Raw genomic sequence first — 17,834 nt, 5'->3', positions numbered from 1 at the left:
AAGAACGGGTGCCGATGGCGGTGATCCGTGGACGAAAGGGGCCTATCGGCCGGCGTTCTCTAGCGAACCGGTCACAGGGGTCTCGCCGGCTTCGGCGACGAAGCAGAGGATCCGGCGGTCCGCCTCGGTATCCCAGCGTTCCTCCACCGGGTAGAAGACGAGCAGCTCGAGCACGGAGGCGTCGTGCTCCACACCCACGAACCCCGTGAACTCGCCGGCGCAGAACTCGCCCGCCGCGGTGTTCGCGGCGGCCTCGCCGGGGTAGTCGCCGTCGGGCATGGTGGTCGTCGCGAAGGCTTCGAACGTGTGCGGCTCCGCGCACGGCAGGACGGTGATGTCGGAGACGTCGGTCATGCCCGGGTCGTCGATGCAGTCACCCACGGCGATCGGGAGCGCGTCCGTCCCCGCCTCGGCGGTGACCGTGCCCTGGGCGTCCCGGTCCGGCTCCGGGGTCGGCAGGAGGCTGCACCCCGAGGACGCCATCAGGGCCAGGAGCGAGACGGCCACCGCACGGCGCCTGACCGACCCGGCGCTCCGGCGCTCGTTCGTTCCACTGATGTTCCCAGTACGCATCGAGACCCCGTCGTCAGCCGCGTCCACCGCGGCACGGCTGTTGCTCCTCGGGACAGTACCGGACGGCGACGGACCGCACCACGATCCGGGCGGACCACCGGACGTGGATCCGGCACGTCGACCACGAGAAGAGGAGGCCCCGCACTGCGGAGCCTCCTCGGGAGCGGAAGGTAAGGGATTCGAACCCTTGAGACGGGGTGACCGCCCACTGGTTTTCAAGACCAGCTCCTTCGGCCGCTCGGACAACCTTCCCGCCGATAGTGTTTCACGAAAGGGCGTGGGACGCCCAACCATCGAGGGACGGGAGAGCCGGGCATGCGCGCAGTGGTGATCGAGGGTGCCGGAGGGCCGGAGGTGCTGTCCGTGCAGGAGGTCCAGGACCCCGTGGCGGGCGATGGCGAGGTCCTGATCGACGTCGTCGCCGCCGGGCTCAACCGGGCCGACGTCCAGCAGCGGCGCGGGCTGTACCCGCCACCTCCCGGCGCGTCCACCGTGCCCGGCCTCGAGGTGTCCGGGCGGATCGCCGAGCCGGGGACCTCGGATCTCACGCGGGGGGAGGCCGTCGTCGCGCTCCTCTCGGGTGGGGGCTACGCCGAACGGGTGGCGGTGCCCGCCGGTCAGGTGGTGCGCGCGCCGAAGGGGGTGGACCTCACCCACGCCGCCGGCCTGCCCGAGACCGCAGCGACCGTCTGGTCGAACCTCGTGCTGCAGGCCGGCCTGCGCAGGGGCGAGCACGTCCTCATCCACGGCGCATCCGGAGGGATCGGCGTCATGGCGATCCAGGTGGCCCTGGCCCTCGGGGCCGTGCCCCACGTGACCGCCGGGTCGCCGGCCAAGCTCGACGTCGCCCGGGGCCTCGGGGTGCGGACCCTCATCGACTACCGGAGGCAGGACTTCGTGGCGGAGGTCCTCGCCGCGACGGGCGGTCGGGGCGTGGACGTGATCCTCGACGTCGTCGGGGCGAAGTACCTGTCGCGCAACCTCGAGGCGCTGGCCACGGGCGGACGGCTGGTGGTCATCGGGCTGCAGGGTGGCTCGACGGCCGAGCTGGACCTCGGCATGCTCATGGGCAAGCGCGCGAGTGTCGCGGGAACCACCCTGCGGGCCCGGCCGGCGGAGGAGAAGGCGATGATCATGGCGGCCGTCGAGGAGAACGTCTGGCCGCTGGTCTCCTCGGGTGCGGTCAAGCCGTTCGTCGACCGGATCTTCCCGCTCGCCGAGGTGGCGCAGGCCCACGCCTACTTCGACTCGGGCGAGCACACGGGGAAGGTCCTGCTGGCGCTCGGGTAGGAGCTGCGCAGGCGCCGGTGGAGCGCACGAAGTGGGTCGGCGCAGCACGATCATCAGCATGCTTCCGATTCGGCCGGCGCTGTGCGAGGCTGGATCGACGACCGACGGAAGGAGCACAGCCATGGGTACGAGCGAAGACGGGCACGACGGGCACGAGGGCGGGCTGGAGCAGGCGGCCGACAGCTTCGCGGAGAACCTCGGCGACCAGGTGCCCGACGGCGTCGACAACGGTCCCACCGACGACGCGGACGAGCCGGCGGACGGGCGCACGAGGACGCACTCGAGCATCAGCGAGGGCCTCAACGCGAACGACGACGACGAACCCCCTGCGGTGCGGGACGACGCGCGCCGGTAGGACCTGAGCAGTGGCAGCCGCTCGCGTGGTCCCGCCCATGGGTGGAGGCACGGGAGCGGCCGGGCCGCCGCCGAGCCGTTCGGCGCACACCCACGCGCGTTCGGCGCTCGCCGCCCGACGGCAGGCTTGCCATGTGACGCACGCCTCACTACGTTGCTACCTTCGTGTGCACCACACTCTCGCACTCGAGGAGCATCATGAGTAACAAGCAGAGCGGATCCCACCGGCACGCCGACGTGCTGGTGACGGATCCGGACCTGCCGCCGGTCGCCGTCGACCCGGAGCAGGCCGAAGCAGAGGACCGCCGGTGGACACCGGCGAAGATCGCGCTGTGGGTGGGCATCGCCCTCCTCGGTGGTGTCTCCTGGACCATCCTCGCCATCGTGCGCGGCGAGACCGTGAACGCCATCTGGTTCGTGTTCGCGGCGGTCTGCACCTACCTGATCGCCTATCGGTTCTACTCGAAGTTCATCGAGCGCAACCTGCTGAAGCCGGACGACCGCCGGGCGACACCGGCGGAGTACAAGGCCGACGGCAAGGACTACGCCGCCACCGATCGCCGCGTCCTGTTCGGCCACCACTTCGCCGCCATCGCCGGTGCCGGGCCCCTGGTCGGACCCGTGCTGGCCGCGCAGATGGGCTACCTGCCCGGCACGCTCTGGATCATCATCGGCGTCATCTTCGCCGGCGCCGTCCAGGACTACCTCGTGATGTTCTTCTCCATGCGCCGCGGCGGCCGGTCGCTCGGCCAGATGGCCCGGGAGGAACTGGGCGTCATCGGCGGGACGGCGGCGCTCGTCGCCACCCTCACCATCATGATCATCATCGTCGCGATCCTGGCGCTCGTCGTCGTCAACGCCCTCGGCGAGAGCCCCTGGGGCGTCTTCTCCGTCTCGATGACCATCCCGATCGCCCTCTTCATGGGTGTCTACCTGCGCTACCTGAGGCCCGGCAAGGTCACCGAGGTGTCCCTGATCGGCTTCGTCCTGCTCCTGCTCGCGATCATCGGCGGCGGCTGGATCTCGGAGACCGCCTGGGGCGTCGAGCTCTTTACGCTGGACCGCATCACCATCGCCTGGGGCATCATCATCTACGGCTTCATCGCCGCGGTCCTGCCCGTCTGGCTCCTGCTCGCACCGCGCGACTACCTCTCGACCTTCATGAAGATCGGCACGATCGTCATGCTCGCCGTCGCGATCGTCATCACCCGCCCCGAGATCAGCGTCCCTGCCGTCACGGAGTACGCCACCACCGGCGCGGGCCCCGTGGTCGCCGGAACGCTCTTCCCGTTCCTCTTCGTCACCATCGCCTGCGGCGCCCTCTCCGGGTTCCACGCGCTGATCGCTTCCGGCACCACGCCGAAGATGATCGAGAAGGAGCGCCAGACACGCTTCATCGGGTACGGCGGCATGCTCATGGAGTCCTTCGTGGCCATCATGGCGCTCGTCGCAGCCCTGTCGATCGACCGCGGCATCTACTTCGCGATGAACTCCTCGGCCGCTGCGACGGGCGGCACCATCGAGGGTGCCGTCGCGTTCGTCAACGGGCTCGGACTCACCGGCGTCAACCTGACGCAGGAGGCGCTCAGCACCATGGCGACGAACGTCGGCGAGGAGTCGATCGTGTCCCGCACCGGCGGCGCTCCGACCCTCGCCGTCGGGATCGCCCAGATCATGCAGGGCGTCTTCGGCGGCGCGGGCATGATGGCGTTCTGGTACCACTTCGCCATCATGTTCGAAGCGCTGTTCATCCTCACGGCGGTCGATGCCGGGACCCGCGTGGCCCGTTTCATGCTGCAGGACAGCATCGGCAACTTCGTGCCCCGCTTCCGCGACACCTCGTGGCGGACCGGCGCGTGGATCTGCACCGCCATCATGGTGGCCGGCTGGGGGGCGATCCTCATCATGGGCGTCACCGATCCGCTCGGCGGCATCAACACGCTCTTCCCACTGTTCGGCATCGCGAACCAGCTCCTCGCGGCGATCGCGCTCGCGGTTTGCATGGCCATCTGCGCCAAGCGCGGGCTCTTCAAGTTCCTGTGGATCCCCGCGCTCCCGCTGGCCTTCGCCGCCGTCGTGACCATCACGGCGTCGTTCCTGAAGATCTTCTCGCCCACCCCGGCCATCGGGTACTGGGCGCAGCACACGGCCTTCAGGAACGCCCTCGACGCGGGCGAGGAGAGCTTCGGGACCGCGAAGACCGTCGCCGCCATGGAGGCGGTGGTCCGCAACACCTTCATCCAGGGCACGCTCTCCATCGTGTTCGTGGTGCTCTCGATCATCGTGATCGCCACGGCGATCCTCGCGACGATCAAGGCCTACCGCCAGGGCGGTGGCCCGGGGGCCGAGGACGCCCCGACGGCGTCGCGCATCTTCGCTCCGGCGGGCCTCGTGGCCACGCCGGCCGAGAAGGACCTCGAGGCGCAGTGGTCCGCCCTCGAACCCGGCAAGCGGCCCGCCCGGTCGGGCCACTGATGACCGTCCCCGATGTCCTGCAGCGGGCACGTGACACGGCCCGTGAACTGGCCTGGCTGTTCAAGGGCGTGATGGGCGAGAACGCGTACCAGACGTACCTCGACCACCATGAGCGCTCCCACGCGGGCGGCGACCCGATGACGGAGCGCGAGTTCTGGCGGGACCGGACCGACCGGCAGGATGCCAACCCCGAAGGGCGCTGCTGCTAGCGACGCCCGTTCCACCGGTGAAGCCCGGTCCTCCGCGAGGACCGGGCTTCACCGTGTCCGGGGCTCAGCGCTTCTCCCAGCGGAAGCGCCGGGCGGCCACCTGGTAGGGCAGAACGGTCCAGGCGAGGAGCACGACGGCGGCACCTGCCGTGGACGCACCGAGGGGCTCGACGCCCCAGCCGGTCATGAGCAGGTTCTGCAGGGCCCCGCCCGGGGTGAGGCGTGAGGCGAACTCGAAGCCGTCGTCGAAGGCGGTCCAGAAGAACGAGCCGACCACGGCGGCGATGAACGGCAGGGTGGTGATCTGCGCGGCCGCCGCCGACGGCGTGTAGATGCTCGTGAGCATGCCGGCCGTGGCGCACAGGGCCAGGAAGCCGAGGACAGCGCCGAGGACGACGAGCGGCTGGGCCGGCGCATCGACACCGGCGATCCCGAAGCCCGCCGTGATCACCGCGAGCTGCGCCGCGACGAGCACGACGATGGGCGTGAGCATACCCAGCCAGATGACCGTGTCCGAGGACTCCCCGCTCCGCAGGCGCTTGAGGAAGAGCTCCTGCCTCCGGGTGGCGAGCGTGGTGGTCGCTGTCAGGTAGACACCGAGCAGGGCCACGAGCATGAGGGTCAGACCTCCCAGGACGGCCGCGCCGGACGGCTCGGCGAGCTGGTCGGCGCCGATGAAGTACAGGTAGGCGGCCATGCCGACGGGCATGATCACCGCGCCGGTCAGCACGGTCTTGTTGCGGACGATGATCCGCAGTTCCATGAGGGCGATCGCGAGTACGCGCTGTGCGGCGGACGGGCCCCGGGTCGAGGCAGGGGTGAGGGTGGTCATGAAGGTCTCCAGGTGTCGGGGATCGGAGGGGATGGATCAGGCGGAGGCGCCGAGGCTGACCCGGCGGAAGACAGCGGCGAGGGAGGCCTCCGACGCGGAGAGACGGTCCAGGTGCAGCCGGTGCGAGTCGGCCCAGGACAGCACTTTCCAGAGATCGCCCTGCAGGTCCCCCGTGGGCAGGGTCACCCGGGTGGTGGACGGTGTCGGGGTGAAGTCCGGCTCCAGGCCGAGGGCCGACAGCGGCAGGACGTCGACCGCGGCGTCGACCTCGAAGGCGATGACCGCGGGTTCGCGGGCCAGTACGTCGGCGAGCGTTCCCTCGACGGCGATCGCGCCGTCGTGCATGATCGCCAGGCGGTCCGCGTACATCTCCGCCTCCTCGAGGTAGTGGGTGGTGAGCACCACGGTGGTCCCGTCGTCGTTGAGTGCGCTGACGAGGTCCCACGTGCGCTCGCGGGACTCGGGGTCCAGGCCCGTGGTGGGCTCGTCGAGGAACAGGAGGTCCGGTTCGGCGGCCGTGGCGAGCAGCAGGTCGAGGCGACGGCGCTGGCCGCCGGAGAGCATCTTCACCCGGGTGGAGGCCTTGCCGGCCAGGTCCAGCACGTCGAGGCCGTGGGTGATCACCTCGGCGGCGGCGCGGCCCCGCGGATCGGCGGAGGAGAGGCGGAGCCAGAGCCGGCACGTCTCCTCGACCGTGAGGTCGTCCGCGAAGCCGGCCTCCTGCAGCATGATGCCGATGCGTGGCCGGATCGACGCCTTGTCGCGGTACGGGTCACCACCGAGGACGGAGACGGTCCCCGAGCTCGCCGGGCGGTGCCCCTCGAGGGTCTCCATCGTCGTCGTCTTCCCGGCACCGTTGGTCCCGAGGAGGGCGAAGAACTCGCCGTTGCGGATACTGAGGTCGATCCCGTGGACGGCCTCGTACGAACCGTAGGAGCAGCGCAGGCCCGAGGCGGCGACCGCGATGGTGTCGGGTTCGACGGCCCGGGTGGACGTGGACTGTGAGCTGGGAGTCGTGGTCATGCCTCCATCCTTCCGAGCCCGGGGCGGCAGGGTCAGTGCCCGGGCGTCACGCGTGCCCGTGCAGGTCCGCACGCCCGGACCATGACAGATGTCATGGTCCTACGATGGACGGCATGGCGCTCTTCACGGATCGATCACGTCCCCCGGACGAGGGGACGGAGGCGGTCGACGCGGTGGTGACGGCCCTGGAAGCGGGCCGCGGGGTTCGCGCCACCTGGCGGTACACGATCGTCTCGATCGTGTTCTACGTCGTCGTCGTCGGCCTCGTGAACACCCTCCTGCTCCTCAGCGGGGGTTCCTACGGCCTGCAGTTCCTCGATGTCGCGCTGGTCCTGCTCGCCGTCACCTCCCTCGCTGCTCTCGTGCGCTACTGCTGGTTCTTCCGCAACGGGTTGGGCGGGGGGCTTCCCGCCCGGAGGTACACGCTGTGGCTCCTCCTCCCCGCGGGGGCGCTGTACGTGCTCGGGCTGCTGCAGTCCCACACGCTGTGGGTGGCCGCCCTGCCGCTCTGGTTCGCCTCGAACGCGGTGGCCGTCGTCGTCACCCGGCGTGAGCGCACCCGGGTGCTCGCCCTCACGGTGCCCGTCCTGGTGCTGCACGGGATGCTCGGCATGCTCCTCGGGAACAGCGGGCAGAGCGCGGTCGCGGACACCGGGGGGTTCGCATCGGTCGCGCTGTGGGCACTCATGACCCCCCTGCTGTTCGTCGGGAGCATCTGGTGGTGGGAGATCGTGGTGCGTCTCGACGACAGCCGCCGGACCTCCGGTGAGCTGGCGGTCGTGCAGGAGCGGTTGCGCTTCGCCGCGGACCTCCACGACATCCAGGGCCACCACCTCCAGGTGATCGCCCTCAAGACCGAGCTCGCCGGGCGCCTGCTCGACACCGACCCGGAAGCCGCGCGGGTCCAGATCACCGAGGCCCAGCAGCTCGCGCGGACGGCGCTCGAGGACACCCGGGCCCTCGTCCACGGCTACCGGGCGGTCTCGCTGGCCGCCGAGGCGGCGAACGCGGCGGAGGTGCTCGGCGCGGCGGGGATCTCCTGCTCCGTGGACGTCGACGGCGAGGGGTTGCCGGCCGAGCTCCGCACCCTCTTCGGCCTGGTCATCCGGGAGGCGACGACGAACATCCTCCGGCACAGCGAAGCAGGCGCGGTGCAGCTGAGGCTGGAGTGCTCCGACGCCCGGCGCGTCCTGGTGGTGCGGAACGACGGCGTCCTCGGTACCGGCGGTGGTCGCGCGGGCGGGTCGGGGATCGACGGGTTGCGGCGCCGGTTCGAGGCGATCGGCGGGCGCGTCACGGCCGGGGGCGACGGCGGATCGTTCGTCCTGACGGCCGAAGCACCTGCCGGTACTGCTCCCGCTCCGGCGATGACGGCGGCCGGAGCACCCGCCGGCACGGCGGTCCCGGCGCCCTCGTCGACGGCCGGCGACCGGGGCCGGCCATGATCAGGATCGTCCTCGCCGATGACGAGCACCTGATCCGCGGGGCGCTGGAGGCGTTGCTCGGGCTGGAGGAGGACCTCGAGGTCGTGGCGAGCGCCGACAACGGGACGGATGCCGTGCGGCTCGCGCAGCTGCACGTCCCGGACGTCTGCGTGCTCGACCTCGAGATGCCGCCCACGGACGGGATCTACGCCGCGGAGGAGATCCTCCGGAGTGTCGCGACGCGCGTCGTCATCGTCACGCGCCACGCGCGGCCGGGTGTCCTGCGGCGGGCGCTGACGAGCAGGGTGTCAGGCTTCGTCCCGAAGTCCACGCCGGCGGACCAGCTGGCCGAGGTCATCCGCGATGTCGCCGCCGGACGTCGCTACGTGGACCCGGACATCGCCGCGAGCGCGCTCACGGGGGAGTCCTGCCCCCTGACGGCGCGCGAGCTCGACGTGCTCCGGCACGGGCACCAGGGAGCGAGCCTCCAGACCATCGCCCGAGAGCTGCATCTGGCCCCCGGGACGGTGCGCAACTACGTCTCCTCCGCGATGGCCAAGCTGGACGCACCGTCGCGCCACGCGGCCGCGGCCAGGGCATGGGAGCAAGGCTGGATCTGACGTGCCCGGCTCCCGACGGTTGTGGGAGCATAGCGTCATGACGGAACAGCAGCCCGCAGGCCCTTTCCGGACCGCCCCCGCGACCGGTTCGGGCACTCCGGACGAGCCGCAGACGGGCACCATCGGCACACCGGAGCAGCTCGATGCTGCACAGGGTGCCCAGGGGTCGCAGGACGGACGTCCCGCGACCCTCGCCGAGCTCGTCGACGAGCCGGCGAAGGTCATGCGCATCGGCACGATGCTCAAGCAGCTCCTCGAGGAGGTCCGCAGCGCGCCCCTCGACGACGCCGGCCGCACGCGGCTGGCGTCCATCCACGAGCGTTCGGTCAAGGAGCTCGAGGACGGTCTCGCACCCGAGCTCGTCGAGGAACTCCACCGCATCAACCTGCCGTTCGACGAGGATTCGGTGCCCACCGACGCTGAGCTGCGGGTCGCGCAGGCGCAGCTCGTGGGCTGGCTGGAGGGCCTGTTCCACGGGATCCAGACGGCCCTCGCGGCGCAGCAGATGGCGAACCAGCAGCTCGCCGCCCGCCTCCAGCTGCGACAGCTCCCCGCCGGCACGGTGATCGCGCCCGGCGTCGTCGTCGGGGAGGACGGCGAGCCGCGCCGCACCCCGCCCGCCCGCCCGGCCCAGGCGTCCGCGGACACCCACGGCCCCGGCCAGTACCTGTAGCGCCTGGGTGGCATTCTTCGCGGCGGCGCGGCAGGGACGGAAGGACGACGCCGAACTCGGTACGGGCGTGTGGCGTCGCGCCCACGATCGCTTCCGGCGTGGCCTCGACCGTTACCACCAGATCCTCGAGGGCATCGAGGACGACGACGTCTACAACGAACTGGTCACCGTCGCCAACGAGCTCGGCGCCATGCTGCCGCGGGTGCGGTCCGTGTGCGTCCGTGCGCAGTCGTCCTCCCCGAGCACGGGCCTGGACATCCCGGGCGCCCTGCTCCAGGTGCACCGGGCGCTCTCGAGGGCGGGCAACACGCTCGCGACCACGGCGGAGGCCGCCGCGATGACACGGCTCGACGGCGAACGGTGGGGCGTCGCGTCCGCCGGCCTCGACAACGTCCGCCGGCGGGCCCAATTGGTGGCCGATGACGTCGAGGAGGCCGAGCGGTCGATGCCGGACGGTTGCTAGGCGGTCCGTCCCCCCGCACTGCGCATGGTCCCGCCGCTCAGTAGAAGAGCAGCGTGCTGCCCGGTCCGGCCGCTATGTCCCACACATCGAGCTCCTGGCCGCCGCACGTGGCCCGTTCACCGGTGGCCACACCGCGGATGTACGGGGTCGGCCTGTTCTCGTCCACGTACGGGTAGCCGCGCTCGTTGAGGACGGTCAGGACGCGCCGCCCGACCCGCGGATCGCCGTCGGGGTAGGACAGAACCTCCTCGCGCTCGTACGCGGAGAAGCCCTCGGGCCAGCGGAGCACCACCGAGCGACCGTTGAACTCGAACCACACGCAGGCCCTGCCGCCGTCGGCAGCCATCCGGAACGTCCCCAGCTGGTTCGCGGGCAGATTCTGCGCAGAGCGCCCCTCCGCGGGAAGGATGCCGACGATGTCCGCGGGATCGAGCCCACCCGGCTCCACGCCGCTCGTCGCCAGGGCAAGCTCCGGCGCGGGGAGCGTGTCGATGGCATCGCGCAGTTCCGGCGGCAACGGTGCAGGGTCCCCGGAGACCGTCGTGGCCTCGGGCGACCGCCGATCGACGAGGGTCAGCACCGAGCCCTCCCCCTCGATCGGGGAGAGCACCCCGTCGCCGTCGCGCACCAGGAAGAGGAGCTGGTGCGGAGGGAAGAAGTTCCTGCTGTAGGGGCGCTCGAGGGTGCTCCGTCCGGTCACGTCGACGGTCAGGACGTCGCCGTCGGCCTCGCCCTTGACGATCTGCACCACCACGGAGGCCTGGAGGATCCGCACGTCGCCGTCCACCGTGGTCGGTTCGACCGCCGCGTCGGAGACGATCGCGACGACGTCCGCCAGGCCGTACAGGCGCTCGACGCCTTCCGACGGACCGGAGGGAGGGCGCGGAACGATCACGCTGGCGAGGACCGCGACGAGCGCGAGCAGGCACGCCGCACCGACGGCGGTCCGCACCCGGCCGGCCCGGGCGCCGTGCACTGCGGGCCTCGGGACACCGACGCGGGTGTCCCGGGCGGTGAACAGCCCGTCCTCGTCGTCGACGTCGTGGCGGCGAGGTTCGCTGCCGGACTGCTCCGGCCGCTCGCGGAGGTCGTGTCCGGCAGGTGGGACGCCCCGGCCTGCTGACGGGCCGGGCGGGGGCGTCCGTGGTGCGGGCAGGGGCCGGCTCGCGTCGAGCTGCGCCTCGGTGACGGTCGTTGCAGGATCAGCCCGCCGCAACCGCTCGGTGAGCGGATCAGGGCAGGGCCGGGCCGTGTGCGGCGGAGTATCCGGCGCAGCGCCCGGTCCGTCGGTCCCACCCGTACCCCGTCGCGGTCCCGGACGGTCGTTCCCCACAGCCGGGAGCCCTTCCGCAGGGTGGGGCTCCTCCGTGCCGGCCAACCGCCGCGCGACGGCGTCCTCGACGATCCGCAGCTGGTCGACGGCCTGACCGGTGGCACGCGCAGCCTCGGCGGGTTCGAGGCCGTCCCAGTGCCGGAGCAGGAGGAACTCCCGCTCGTCCGGCCGGAGCGCCGCCAGGGCGGACCTCAGGCCCGGATCGTCCGGGACGCGGGGCGGCAGGTCAGGCGGAAGAAAGCGTTCCAGTGCCGACCTCGCCGCGACCAGGACGTCGCCCAGCACGTCGCCCCGTCGGTCGTCCCGTCCGTCGTCCACGTCCGGCAGCACGGGCGGCGCCGGGAGCGCAGGCCACCCGGGCGACGGCGGCGGGAGGTGACCGGTGGCCTCGTGGGCGGCCGCCGAGGCAAGGCGCACCGAGAGCGAGCGACGGAAGGCGTAGCGGTAGGCGGCGTCGTGCAGGGACGTCTCGTCCAGCAGATCCACCCCCGTCGTCCGGCCGCCTGCGCCCCGGCCGCGAGCGGCGACATGCCACGCAGACTGATAGTTGTCAGGTGAAACAGAAATAATCCGGCGCAGCGGGTGGTTCCCGCCTGTATGACTACATCACCACACCTTACGTTCAACGACGGCCACACCATCCCGCAGCTCGGCTACGGCGTATGGCAGGTCGAGGACAACGTCGCCGAGGACGTCGTGGGCAAGGCCTTCAAGGCCGGCTACCGCCACATCGACACGGCGAAGATCTACGGGAACGAAGCCGGCGTGGGCCGTGCGATCGCGGCATCGGGGCTCAGCCACGCCGACATGTTCATCACCACCAAGCTGTGGAACGCGGATCAGGGCTACGACAGCACGCTCAAGGCGTTCGACGCGTCCATGGAGCGCCTCGGCCTCGAGACGCTGGACCTCTACCTCATCCACTGGCTGCAGCCCCAGCAGGGCAAGTACCTCGACACCTGGAAGGCCTTCATCGAACTGCAGAAGCAGGGTCGTGTGAAGAGCATCGGTGTCTCGAACTTCACGGCCGAGGCCCTCACCGAGATCATCGACGCCACCGGCGTGGCGCCCGTCATCAACCAGGTGGAGACGCACCCCTACCTCAACCAGGCGGAGCTGCGCGCGTTCGAGGCCGAGAAGGGCATCCTCCACGAGTCGTGGTCGCCCATCGGTTCCGGTAAGGGACTGCTCGACGACGCCGTCCTGCAGGACATCGCGCAGAAGCGCAACGCCTCCCCCGCCCAGGTGGTCCTCGCCTGGCACCTCGCGCTCGGGAACGTGGTCATCCCCAAGTCGGTGACCGAGTCGCGCATCATCGAGAACTGGGAGTCCCTCGACGTGACGCTCGAGGACGAGGACGTCGAGGCCATCAACGCCCTCGACAAGGGTGCGGAAGGCCGGATCGGAGCCGACCCCGCGACGTCCGACTTCGCCTGATCCCCACTCGGGATCCTGGCAGGATCTTCAGAGCCGCCCGGCAGCGCCGGGCGGCTCTCGTCGTTCCGGGTCGCGGGTGTGACGCCGCGGCGCCCCTAGCAGACCGCTCCCGCGCAGGCGAGACCCGTGGGCCCGCGAATCGTCGTTGCCGCCCCCACGGAGCGCGACCTAGCGTTTCCTGCACCTGTTCATCCCCTACATGGAGGTGCCTGATGGCTACCGGAGAAACCGGATTCGACGACGTCTCGTTCGACCTGATCTCGCTGCAGTATCACTCGTTGAAGGCGGGGCATGACTACGGCCAGTACGTCCGTGACGCCCGCAACGCCGGCCGCGACGACATCGCCGAGTTCTTCGAGCAGGTCATGGCCCAGGACTCCGAGCGCGCCGCGACGTGCCATCGGTTCCTCGGGGAGCTCACCACGTCCTCCGAGTCGGGCCCGGCCATGAGCTGATCGACCTCGGGGAGGCCCTTGATGCCGACCCCTTACGGGACGAGGACGACGGCGGCTGCTTCGGTGTCCGCCGTCGTCGTCATCGGACCCCGGGCTCCGAACGGCCACGGGACACGGAAAAGCCCCGGCGGCGAACCGTCCGGGGCTTCTGCTGGAGCCTCCTGCCAGAGTCGAACTGGCGACCTTCTCATTACGAGTGAGACGCTCTACCGACTGAGCTAAGGAGGCAATGCTTCCCGGTCCGGGGCTGAGCCCGACGCCGATCCACAAGCCACAACTTTATAGGCAGGTCCCGCTCGTGGTCAAAATGGCCGGACCTGACGCGAATTCGTCTCCCGTTCACGCCTGCGCCGCTTCCCGTTTCCTGGCGGGCCAGCCCTGTCGCGAAGCGTGGCTCCTACCCGTCACCGAGACCGGAACGGGCTCGGCCGGCAAAGGGGACGCCGCATGACGCAGGACCGCCCATTCACCCTCGCAGTGATCGACATGGCGGGGACCACCGTCGACGAGGGCGCCCTGCAGGAGGAGGCGTTCACCCGGGCCCTGACCTCCCACGGTGTCGCCCAGGGCACGGAAGCCTTCACCTCGATGACGGCGTATGCCCGCCGCACCATGGGCACCTCGAAGGAACTCGTCTTCCGCCACCTCTTCGCCGACACGCCCACGGCACTCGACGTCAACCGGACCTTCGAGCAGGTGTACGACACCCTGCTGGCCCGGCACGGGGTGCAGCCCATCCCGGGCGCCGAGGAGGCGATCCTCGCCCTGCGTGACGCGGGCCTGAAGATCTGCCTTGCCACCGGTTTCGGACGCCATACGCAGAATATGATCCTGGCGTCGCTGGGCTGGATGGGACTCGCCGATCTCAGCCTCTGCCCCTCCGACGCCGGCCGCGGACGGCCCTATCCCGACATCATCCTCACGGCGGTGCTCGCCCTCGACATCGAGGACGTCCGGTCGGTCCTGGTGGCGGGGGACACGACGTCGGACCTGATCGCCGGCAGGCGCGCCGGCGCCGGTGCGGTCATCGGTGTCCTCACGGGCGCGCACAGCGAGCCGGAGCTACGCCGGGCGGGCGCCGACGCCGTCCTGCCCTCCATGTGCGGGCTGCCGCAGTGGCTGCAGTCAGGCGGTGCGGCAGCCTCCGATCAGCACCGCGCACCGTCCGCCGGCACCGTCCCGTCGATGAAGTAGTCGTCCACGAGATCGAGGATGCAGTCGTTCGACCTGCCGTAGGCGGTGTGGCCCTCACCCTCCCAGGTGACGTGCACGCCGGATTCGAGCTGGTCCGCGAGGGCCGTGGACCACGCGTAGGGCGTCGCCGGATCGCCGGTGGTGCCGATGACGAGGATCGGATCGGCGCCGGGAGCCCTGAGAGGGGCGGGTTCGGCGACGGGCGGGTACGTCCAGGGCGCACAGGTGACGCCACCGAAGGCCAGGAAGCGGCCGAAGGTCGGGGACGCCTCGATGAGCCGCTGCTCGTCGGCCTTCATCTCCGCGGGGTCGCTCGTCATGGGGTAGTCGAGGCAGTTCACGGCGAGGAACGCCGCGGTGGAGTTCGAGGCGTAGGTGCCGTCCGGGCGTCGCTCCGCGGACAGATCCGCCAGATACAGCATGGCGGAGGGGTCGCCGTCGAGGGCGTCGGTCACGGCCTGCGTGAGCGTCGACCAGTTCCCGTTGTCGTACAGCGGCAGGATGAAGCCCTGGACGAACGTCGAGACCGGTACCAGCCGTCCGTCGTCCGCCGTCATGGGCTCCCGCTCCACGGCGGCGAACAACTCCTGGATCTGCCGGACGCCGTCGTCCACCGACCCGCTGTAGGGGCACTCCGCGCCCTGCTGGCAGTCCGCCACGTAGGCGCGGACCGCCTTCTCGAAGCCGTCGGCCTGACCGAGCGTGATCTCCTCGTTGCTGAGCGAGGGGTCGATGGCCCCGTCGAGCACCAGCCGCCCTGCGCGCCTGGGGAAGAGCTCGGCGTAGGTGGCACCGAGCTGGGTCCCGTAGGAGAAGCCGAGGTAGGTCAGCGTCGGATCGCTGACGAGGGCGCGCAGGATGTCCATGTCGCGTGCGGCCGACCCGGTGTCGACGTGGCCGAGCACCTCGCCCGTCCGCTCGGCGCAGAGGTCGGCGAACTCCTTCGCCTCGGCGGTGAGCAGTGCGAGCAGTTCGTCGTCCGAGGCGTCGGCCGGGTAGGACTCCTGGCGGGCTGCGTCCTGCTCGGCGGCGTCGTAGCAGCGCACGGGGGTCGAGCGGCCCACGCCGCGGGGATCGAAGCCGAGGATGTCGTAGTCCTCCCGCAGCCGCTCGCTCGCCACGTAGTCCAGGGAATCCCGGACGATGGCCACGCCTGATCCGCCGGGTCCACCCGGGTTGACGAGGAGCGTACCCTGGGCGTCACCCGTCGCGTCCGCGCGGATGGCCGAGATGTCGATGCTCGCGCGGCCCGGGTCCGCGTAGTCGAGCGGGACCTCGATGGTCGCGCAGGAGAACTCCTCTTCGCAGTCCTCCCAGCGCACCTCCTGCTCGTAGAAGCTGCGCAGGTCCTCGGGGACGTCCCCGATGGCGGCGGGATCGGCGGTCTCGACACTGACCGAGCCGTCCGCGGACGTCTGGGAGGGGGAGGACAGCGTGCAGCCGGCCAGCCCGAGGACGACAGCGACTCCGGCGAGGAGGGCGAACGGCGGGCGGCGCCGGGCGGGAGGGCTCACGGGCGCGATTCCGCGCGGGGTCACGGGCGGGGTCACGGGCCGGGTCAGGGATGGATCCTGGGTCATCGATCGAGGTCCTTCCGGGACAGGAGGCTCACCGTCATGGCCTCGATGGCCAGGAGGGGCGAGACGTTCGTGCTGACCAGTCGCGTCCGCACCTCGTTGATCGCCTCGAGTCGCTGGAGGGTGTCCTCGGGGCCTTCACGCCGGGCGAAGTCCTCCAGTTCCGGGCGCAGGGGCTCGTTGACGAGCATCTGCCCGCTGGAGACCTGCAGCATCAGGACGTCGCGGTAGAACGAGATGAGGTCGGTGAGGGCCCGGTCGAAGTAGTCGTTCTTCGACCGCTTCGCCCGCCGCGTCTGGTCCTCCTCGAGGCGCCGGATCTGTGCGCGCATCGAGGGTGGCAGCGTTCCTGATTCGGGAGCGCCCAGGGTCGCGAGGAGCGAGGCCCGCTCCTCGGCGTCGCGCTGTTCGAAGGAGCTCTGCGCCTCCGCCTCGGCGAGGCGCACGAGGTCCGCGGCCGCCCGCATGGCGCCGGAGACCGAGCGCAGCGTCAGCGGAAGGCGGACGATCTGGTTGCGGCGCTCGCGCGCCCCGTCGTCCGTCGCCAGCCGCTTGGCGACCCCGATGTGGCTCTGCGCGGCCCGCGCGGCTGCTTCGGCGATCACGGGATCGATCCCGTCCCGGGCCACGAGCAACTCCGCGACGTCCTGCACGGGTGGCAGCCGGAGACCCACGGAACGGCAGCGTGAGCGGATGGTGACGAGCACGTCGCCCGGACTCGGCGCGCACAGCAGCCAGATGGTGCGCGGCGGCGGCTCTTCGATGGCCTTGAGGAGCACGTTGGTGCTGCGCTCCTGCATGCGGTCGGCGTCCTCGACGATGATGATCCGCCACCGGCCGGTGGAGGGCTTGTCCTGCGCCTTCCGGACGAGTTCGCGGGCCTCGTCGATGCTGATGGTGACCTTCTCCGTCGTGACGTTGGTGAGGTCGGCGTGCGCCCCGGACAGGACCGTGCGGCACGCCTTGCAGGTCCCGCACCCGCGCTCGGCCAACAGGTCACGCTCGCACAGCAGAGCGGCGGCGAAGGCCCGTGCGGCGTTCGACCGGCCGGAACCGGGGGGCCCCGTGAAGAGCCATGCGTGGGTGGGTGCTCCGGACTGCGCGGCCCGGCGGAGCTGCTCCACCACCTGTTCCTGGCCGCGCAGCTCCGCCCAGACGCCGGTCGAGGGCAGGGCGTGTGCCACGGCGGTCATGCCGCCGCCCGGGGGAGGGAAGCGAGGACTGCCGTGTGCAGGTCCGCCGGTGGAGCAGCGGCGGCCAGCACCAGGTAGCGTCCGGGATCCTGGCGGGCGAGGTCGAGGAACGCGTCGCGGATGGCGGCGTGGAACCCGTCGGGCTCCGATTCGAGCCGGTCCTCGGCGACGGTGCCGGCGGTCCGCCGGCTGCGTCCCTCCGCGGGGTCCACGTCGAGGAGGACCGTGAGGTCGGGGCGGAGGCCGTCGGTGGCCCAGAGATTCAGGTCCAGGACGGAAACGGCGCCGAGGCCCCGGCCCACGCCCTGGTACGCGACGGAGGAATCGATGTAGCGGTCGCAGACGACGACGTCGCCGCGGCCCAGGGCGGGCACGATCACCTGCTGCACGTGGGCGGCGCGGGATGCGGCGAACATGAGTGCCTCGGTCCGCGCGTCGATGTCCCCGTGGCCGTGCTCGAGCACCAGCGACCGCAGTTCCTCCCCGATCGGGGTGCCGCCGGGTTCGCGGGTCCGGACCACGGTCCGGCCGCCCTCCTCGAGCGCCGTGCAGAGGAGCGAGGCCTGCGTCGACTTGCCGGCGCCGTCGCCGCCCTCGAACGCGACGAAGAGGCCGGGCAGGCCGTGCGGGAGGGGATAGGTCACGCGCCAAGCCTACCGAGTGGCAGCGACCCTTCGGGCGGGGTCACGCGTGCCGGGGTGAACTGGAG

18 protein-coding genes and 2 tRNA genes are annotated in these 17,834 nt (G+C 71.1%); 11 read left to right on the top strand and 9 right to left on the bottom strand.

The window, feature by feature from the left end; genetic code table 11:
- Positions 1-42: 42 nt before the first annotated feature.
- Together ACTIMO_RS14840 and ACTIMO_RS14835 are read right to left on the bottom strand one after the other, a co-directional pair.
- The gene (locus ACTIMO_RS14840) at positions 43-573 is read right to left on the bottom strand and encodes a septum formation family protein (protein WP_422391190.1); all 531 of its coding nucleotides are present in this window, start codon (positions 571-573) and stop codon (positions 43-45) included.
- Positions 574-737: 164 nt separating this feature from the next.
- Positions 738-825 (bottom strand) — tRNA-Ser (locus tag ACTIMO_RS14835).
- Between the two features lie 63 nt (positions 826-888).
- On the opposite strand from ACTIMO_RS14835, the gene ACTIMO_RS14830 reads away from it, so the two are divergent.
- From ACTIMO_RS14830 to ACTIMO_RS14815, 4 genes are all read left to right on the top strand, one after another.
- A complete protein-coding gene (locus ACTIMO_RS14830; RefSeq protein ID WP_448182883.1) occupies positions 889-1,863 on the top strand; it encodes an NAD(P)H-quinone oxidoreductase in 975 nt (324 codons plus the stop codon).
- Between the two features lie 121 nt (positions 1,864-1,984).
- Entirely contained in the window at positions 1,985-2,218 is a 234-nt protein-coding gene (locus ACTIMO_RS14825; protein ID WP_422391192.1) for a hypothetical protein, read from the top strand.
- A gap of 197 nt (positions 2,219-2,415) precedes the next feature.
- The gene (locus tag ACTIMO_RS14820) at positions 2,416-4,692 is read left to right on the top strand and encodes a carbon starvation CstA family protein (RefSeq protein ID WP_448182882.1); all 2,277 of its coding nucleotides are present in this window, start codon (positions 2,416-2,418) and stop codon (positions 4,690-4,692) included.
- Complete coding sequence (locus ACTIMO_RS14815) at positions 4,692-4,901, top strand: YbdD/YjiX family protein (RefSeq protein WP_422391194.1); 210 nt, start codon at positions 4,692-4,694, stop codon at positions 4,899-4,901. The genes ACTIMO_RS14820 and ACTIMO_RS14815 overlap by 1 nt, the downstream gene beginning before the upstream one ends.
- A gap of 64 nt (positions 4,902-4,965) precedes the next feature.
- Here ACTIMO_RS14815 and ACTIMO_RS14810 read toward each other — a convergent pair whose 3' ends face one another.
- Positions 4,966-5,733, bottom strand: coding sequence for a hypothetical protein (locus ACTIMO_RS14810; protein WP_422391195.1), 768 nt, complete (start codon positions 5,731-5,733; stop codon positions 4,966-4,968).
- Between the two features lie 36 nt (positions 5,734-5,769).
- Complete coding sequence (locus ACTIMO_RS14805; RefSeq protein ID WP_448182881.1) at positions 5,770-6,756, bottom strand: ABC transporter ATP-binding protein; 987 nt, start codon at positions 6,754-6,756, stop codon at positions 5,770-5,772.
- Positions 6,757-6,869: 113 nt separating this feature from the next.
- Between ACTIMO_RS14805 and ACTIMO_RS14800 the strand changes: the two genes are divergently transcribed.
- The 4 genes from ACTIMO_RS14800 to ACTIMO_RS14785 are packed head-to-tail and all read left to right on the top strand — an operon-like array spanning position 6,870 to position 9,936.
- A complete protein-coding gene (locus tag ACTIMO_RS14800; RefSeq protein WP_448182880.1) occupies positions 6,870-8,201 on the top strand; it encodes a sensor histidine kinase in 1,332 nt (443 codons plus the stop codon).
- A complete protein-coding gene (locus tag ACTIMO_RS14795) occupies positions 8,198-8,800 on the top strand; it encodes a response regulator transcription factor (RefSeq protein ID WP_055765173.1) in 603 nt (200 codons plus the stop codon). The genes ACTIMO_RS14800 and ACTIMO_RS14795 overlap by 4 nt, the downstream gene beginning before the upstream one ends.
- A gap of 37 nt (positions 8,801-8,837) precedes the next feature.
- Positions 8,838-9,473, top strand: a complete 636-nt coding sequence (locus ACTIMO_RS14790) for a bacterial proteasome activator family protein (RefSeq protein WP_448182879.1) — start codon at positions 8,838-8,840, stop codon at positions 9,471-9,473.
- A gap of 7 nt (positions 9,474-9,480) precedes the next feature.
- Complete coding sequence (locus ACTIMO_RS14785) at positions 9,481-9,936, top strand: hypothetical protein (protein WP_055765171.1); 456 nt, start codon at positions 9,481-9,483, stop codon at positions 9,934-9,936.
- A 37-nt stretch (positions 9,937-9,973) separates the two neighbouring features.
- Here the strand turns inward: ACTIMO_RS14785 and ACTIMO_RS14780 are convergent, their stop codons facing one another.
- A complete protein-coding gene (locus tag ACTIMO_RS14780; RefSeq protein WP_448182878.1) occupies positions 9,974-11,755 on the bottom strand; it encodes a hypothetical protein in 1,782 nt (593 codons plus the stop codon).
- Between the two features lie 111 nt (positions 11,756-11,866).
- On the opposite strand from ACTIMO_RS14780, the gene ACTIMO_RS14775 reads away from it, so the two are divergent.
- A complete protein-coding gene (locus ACTIMO_RS14775) occupies positions 11,867-12,706 on the top strand; it encodes an aldo/keto reductase (protein WP_448182877.1) in 840 nt (279 codons plus the stop codon).
- A gap of 212 nt (positions 12,707-12,918) precedes the next feature.
- Positions 12,919-13,161, top strand: a complete 243-nt coding sequence (locus ACTIMO_RS14770; RefSeq protein WP_152816396.1) for an acyl carrier protein — start codon at positions 12,919-12,921, stop codon at positions 13,159-13,161.
- Positions 13,162-13,313: 152 nt separating this feature from the next.
- On the opposite strand, the gene ACTIMO_RS14765 is transcribed toward ACTIMO_RS14770, so the two are convergent.
- Positions 13,314-13,389: transfer RNA gene (locus ACTIMO_RS14765), tRNA-Thr, on the bottom strand.
- A 219-nt stretch (positions 13,390-13,608) separates the two neighbouring features.
- Between ACTIMO_RS14765 and ACTIMO_RS14760 the strand changes: the two genes are divergently transcribed.
- Positions 13,609-14,355 carry an HAD family hydrolase gene (locus ACTIMO_RS14760; protein ID WP_422391200.1) on the top strand — a complete coding sequence of 249 codons (747 nt, stop codon included), beginning with the start codon at positions 13,609-13,611 and terminating at the stop codon, positions 14,353-14,355.
- On the opposite strand, the gene ACTIMO_RS14755 is transcribed toward ACTIMO_RS14760, so the two are convergent.
- The 3 genes from ACTIMO_RS14755 to tmk are packed head-to-tail and all read right to left on the bottom strand — an operon-like array spanning position 14,310 to position 17,769.
- Positions 14,310-15,935, bottom strand: a complete 1,626-nt coding sequence (locus tag ACTIMO_RS14755; RefSeq protein WP_448182876.1) for an alpha/beta hydrolase — start codon at positions 15,933-15,935, stop codon at positions 14,310-14,312. The genes ACTIMO_RS14760 and ACTIMO_RS14755 overlap by 46 nt on opposite strands.
- Entirely contained in the window at positions 15,932-17,125 is a 1,194-nt protein-coding gene (locus tag ACTIMO_RS14750; protein ID WP_055765159.1) for a DNA polymerase III subunit delta', read from the bottom strand. Before ACTIMO_RS14750 ends, ACTIMO_RS14755 begins: the two co-directional genes overlap by 4 nt.
- Positions 17,122-17,769, bottom strand: coding sequence for a dTMP kinase (gene tmk / locus ACTIMO_RS14745; RefSeq protein WP_448182875.1), 648 nt, complete (start codon positions 17,767-17,769; stop codon positions 17,122-17,124). Before tmk ends, ACTIMO_RS14750 begins: the two co-directional genes overlap by 4 nt.
- Between the last annotated feature and the right edge of the window lie 65 nt (positions 17,770-17,834).

The sequence above is a fragment of the Arthrobacter sp. CP30 genome (assembly GCF_053470025.1).
This window is presented reverse-complemented; position numbering and strand designations above follow the sequence as displayed.

What these genes read in the sequence shown, in the direction of transcription:
- ACTIMO_RS14840 (WP_422391190.1), bottom strand. Translation starts at nt 573, where the DNA reads ATGCGTACTGGGAACATCAGTGGAACGAACGAGCGCCGGAGCGCCGGG.
- ACTIMO_RS14830 (WP_448182883.1), top strand. Translation starts at nt 889, where the DNA reads ATGCGCGCAGTGGTGATCGAGGGTGCCGGAGGGCCGGAGGTGCTGTCC.
- ACTIMO_RS14825 (WP_422391192.1), top strand. Translation starts at nt 1,985, where the DNA reads ATGGGTACGAGCGAAGACGGGCACGACGGGCACGAGGGCGGGCTGGAG.
- ACTIMO_RS14820 (WP_448182882.1), top strand. Translation starts at nt 2,416, where the DNA reads ATGAGTAACAAGCAGAGCGGATCCCACCGGCACGCCGACGTGCTGGTG.
- ACTIMO_RS14815 (WP_422391194.1), top strand. Translation starts at nt 4,692, where the DNA reads ATGACCGTCCCCGATGTCCTGCAGCGGGCACGTGACACGGCCCGTGAA.
- ACTIMO_RS14810 (WP_422391195.1), bottom strand. Translation starts at nt 5,733, where the DNA reads ATGACCACCCTCACCCCTGCCTCGACCCGGGGCCCGTCCGCCGCACAG.
- ACTIMO_RS14805 (WP_448182881.1), bottom strand. Translation starts at nt 6,756, where the DNA reads ATGACCACGACTCCCAGCTCACAGTCCACGTCCACCCGGGCCGTCGAA.
- ACTIMO_RS14800 (WP_448182880.1), top strand. Translation starts at nt 6,870, where the DNA reads ATGGCGCTCTTCACGGATCGATCACGTCCCCCGGACGAGGGGACGGAG.
- ACTIMO_RS14795 (WP_055765173.1), top strand. Translation starts at nt 8,198, where the DNA reads ATGATCAGGATCGTCCTCGCCGATGACGAGCACCTGATCCGCGGGGCG.
- ACTIMO_RS14790 (WP_448182879.1), top strand. Translation starts at nt 8,838, where the DNA reads ATGACGGAACAGCAGCCCGCAGGCCCTTTCCGGACCGCCCCCGCGACC.
- ACTIMO_RS14775 (WP_448182877.1), top strand. Translation starts at nt 11,867, where the DNA reads ATGACTACATCACCACACCTTACGTTCAACGACGGCCACACCATCCCG.
- ACTIMO_RS14770 (WP_152816396.1), top strand. Translation starts at nt 12,919, where the DNA reads ATGGCTACCGGAGAAACCGGATTCGACGACGTCTCGTTCGACCTGATC.
- ACTIMO_RS14760 (WP_422391200.1), top strand. Translation starts at nt 13,609, where the DNA reads ATGACGCAGGACCGCCCATTCACCCTCGCAGTGATCGACATGGCGGGG.
- ACTIMO_RS14755 (WP_448182876.1), bottom strand. Translation starts at nt 15,935, where the DNA reads ATGACCCAGGATCCATCCCTGACCCGGCCCGTGACCCCGCCCGTGACC.
- ACTIMO_RS14750 (WP_055765159.1), bottom strand. Translation starts at nt 17,125, where the DNA reads ATGACCGCCGTGGCACACGCCCTGCCCTCGACCGGCGTCTGGGCGGAG.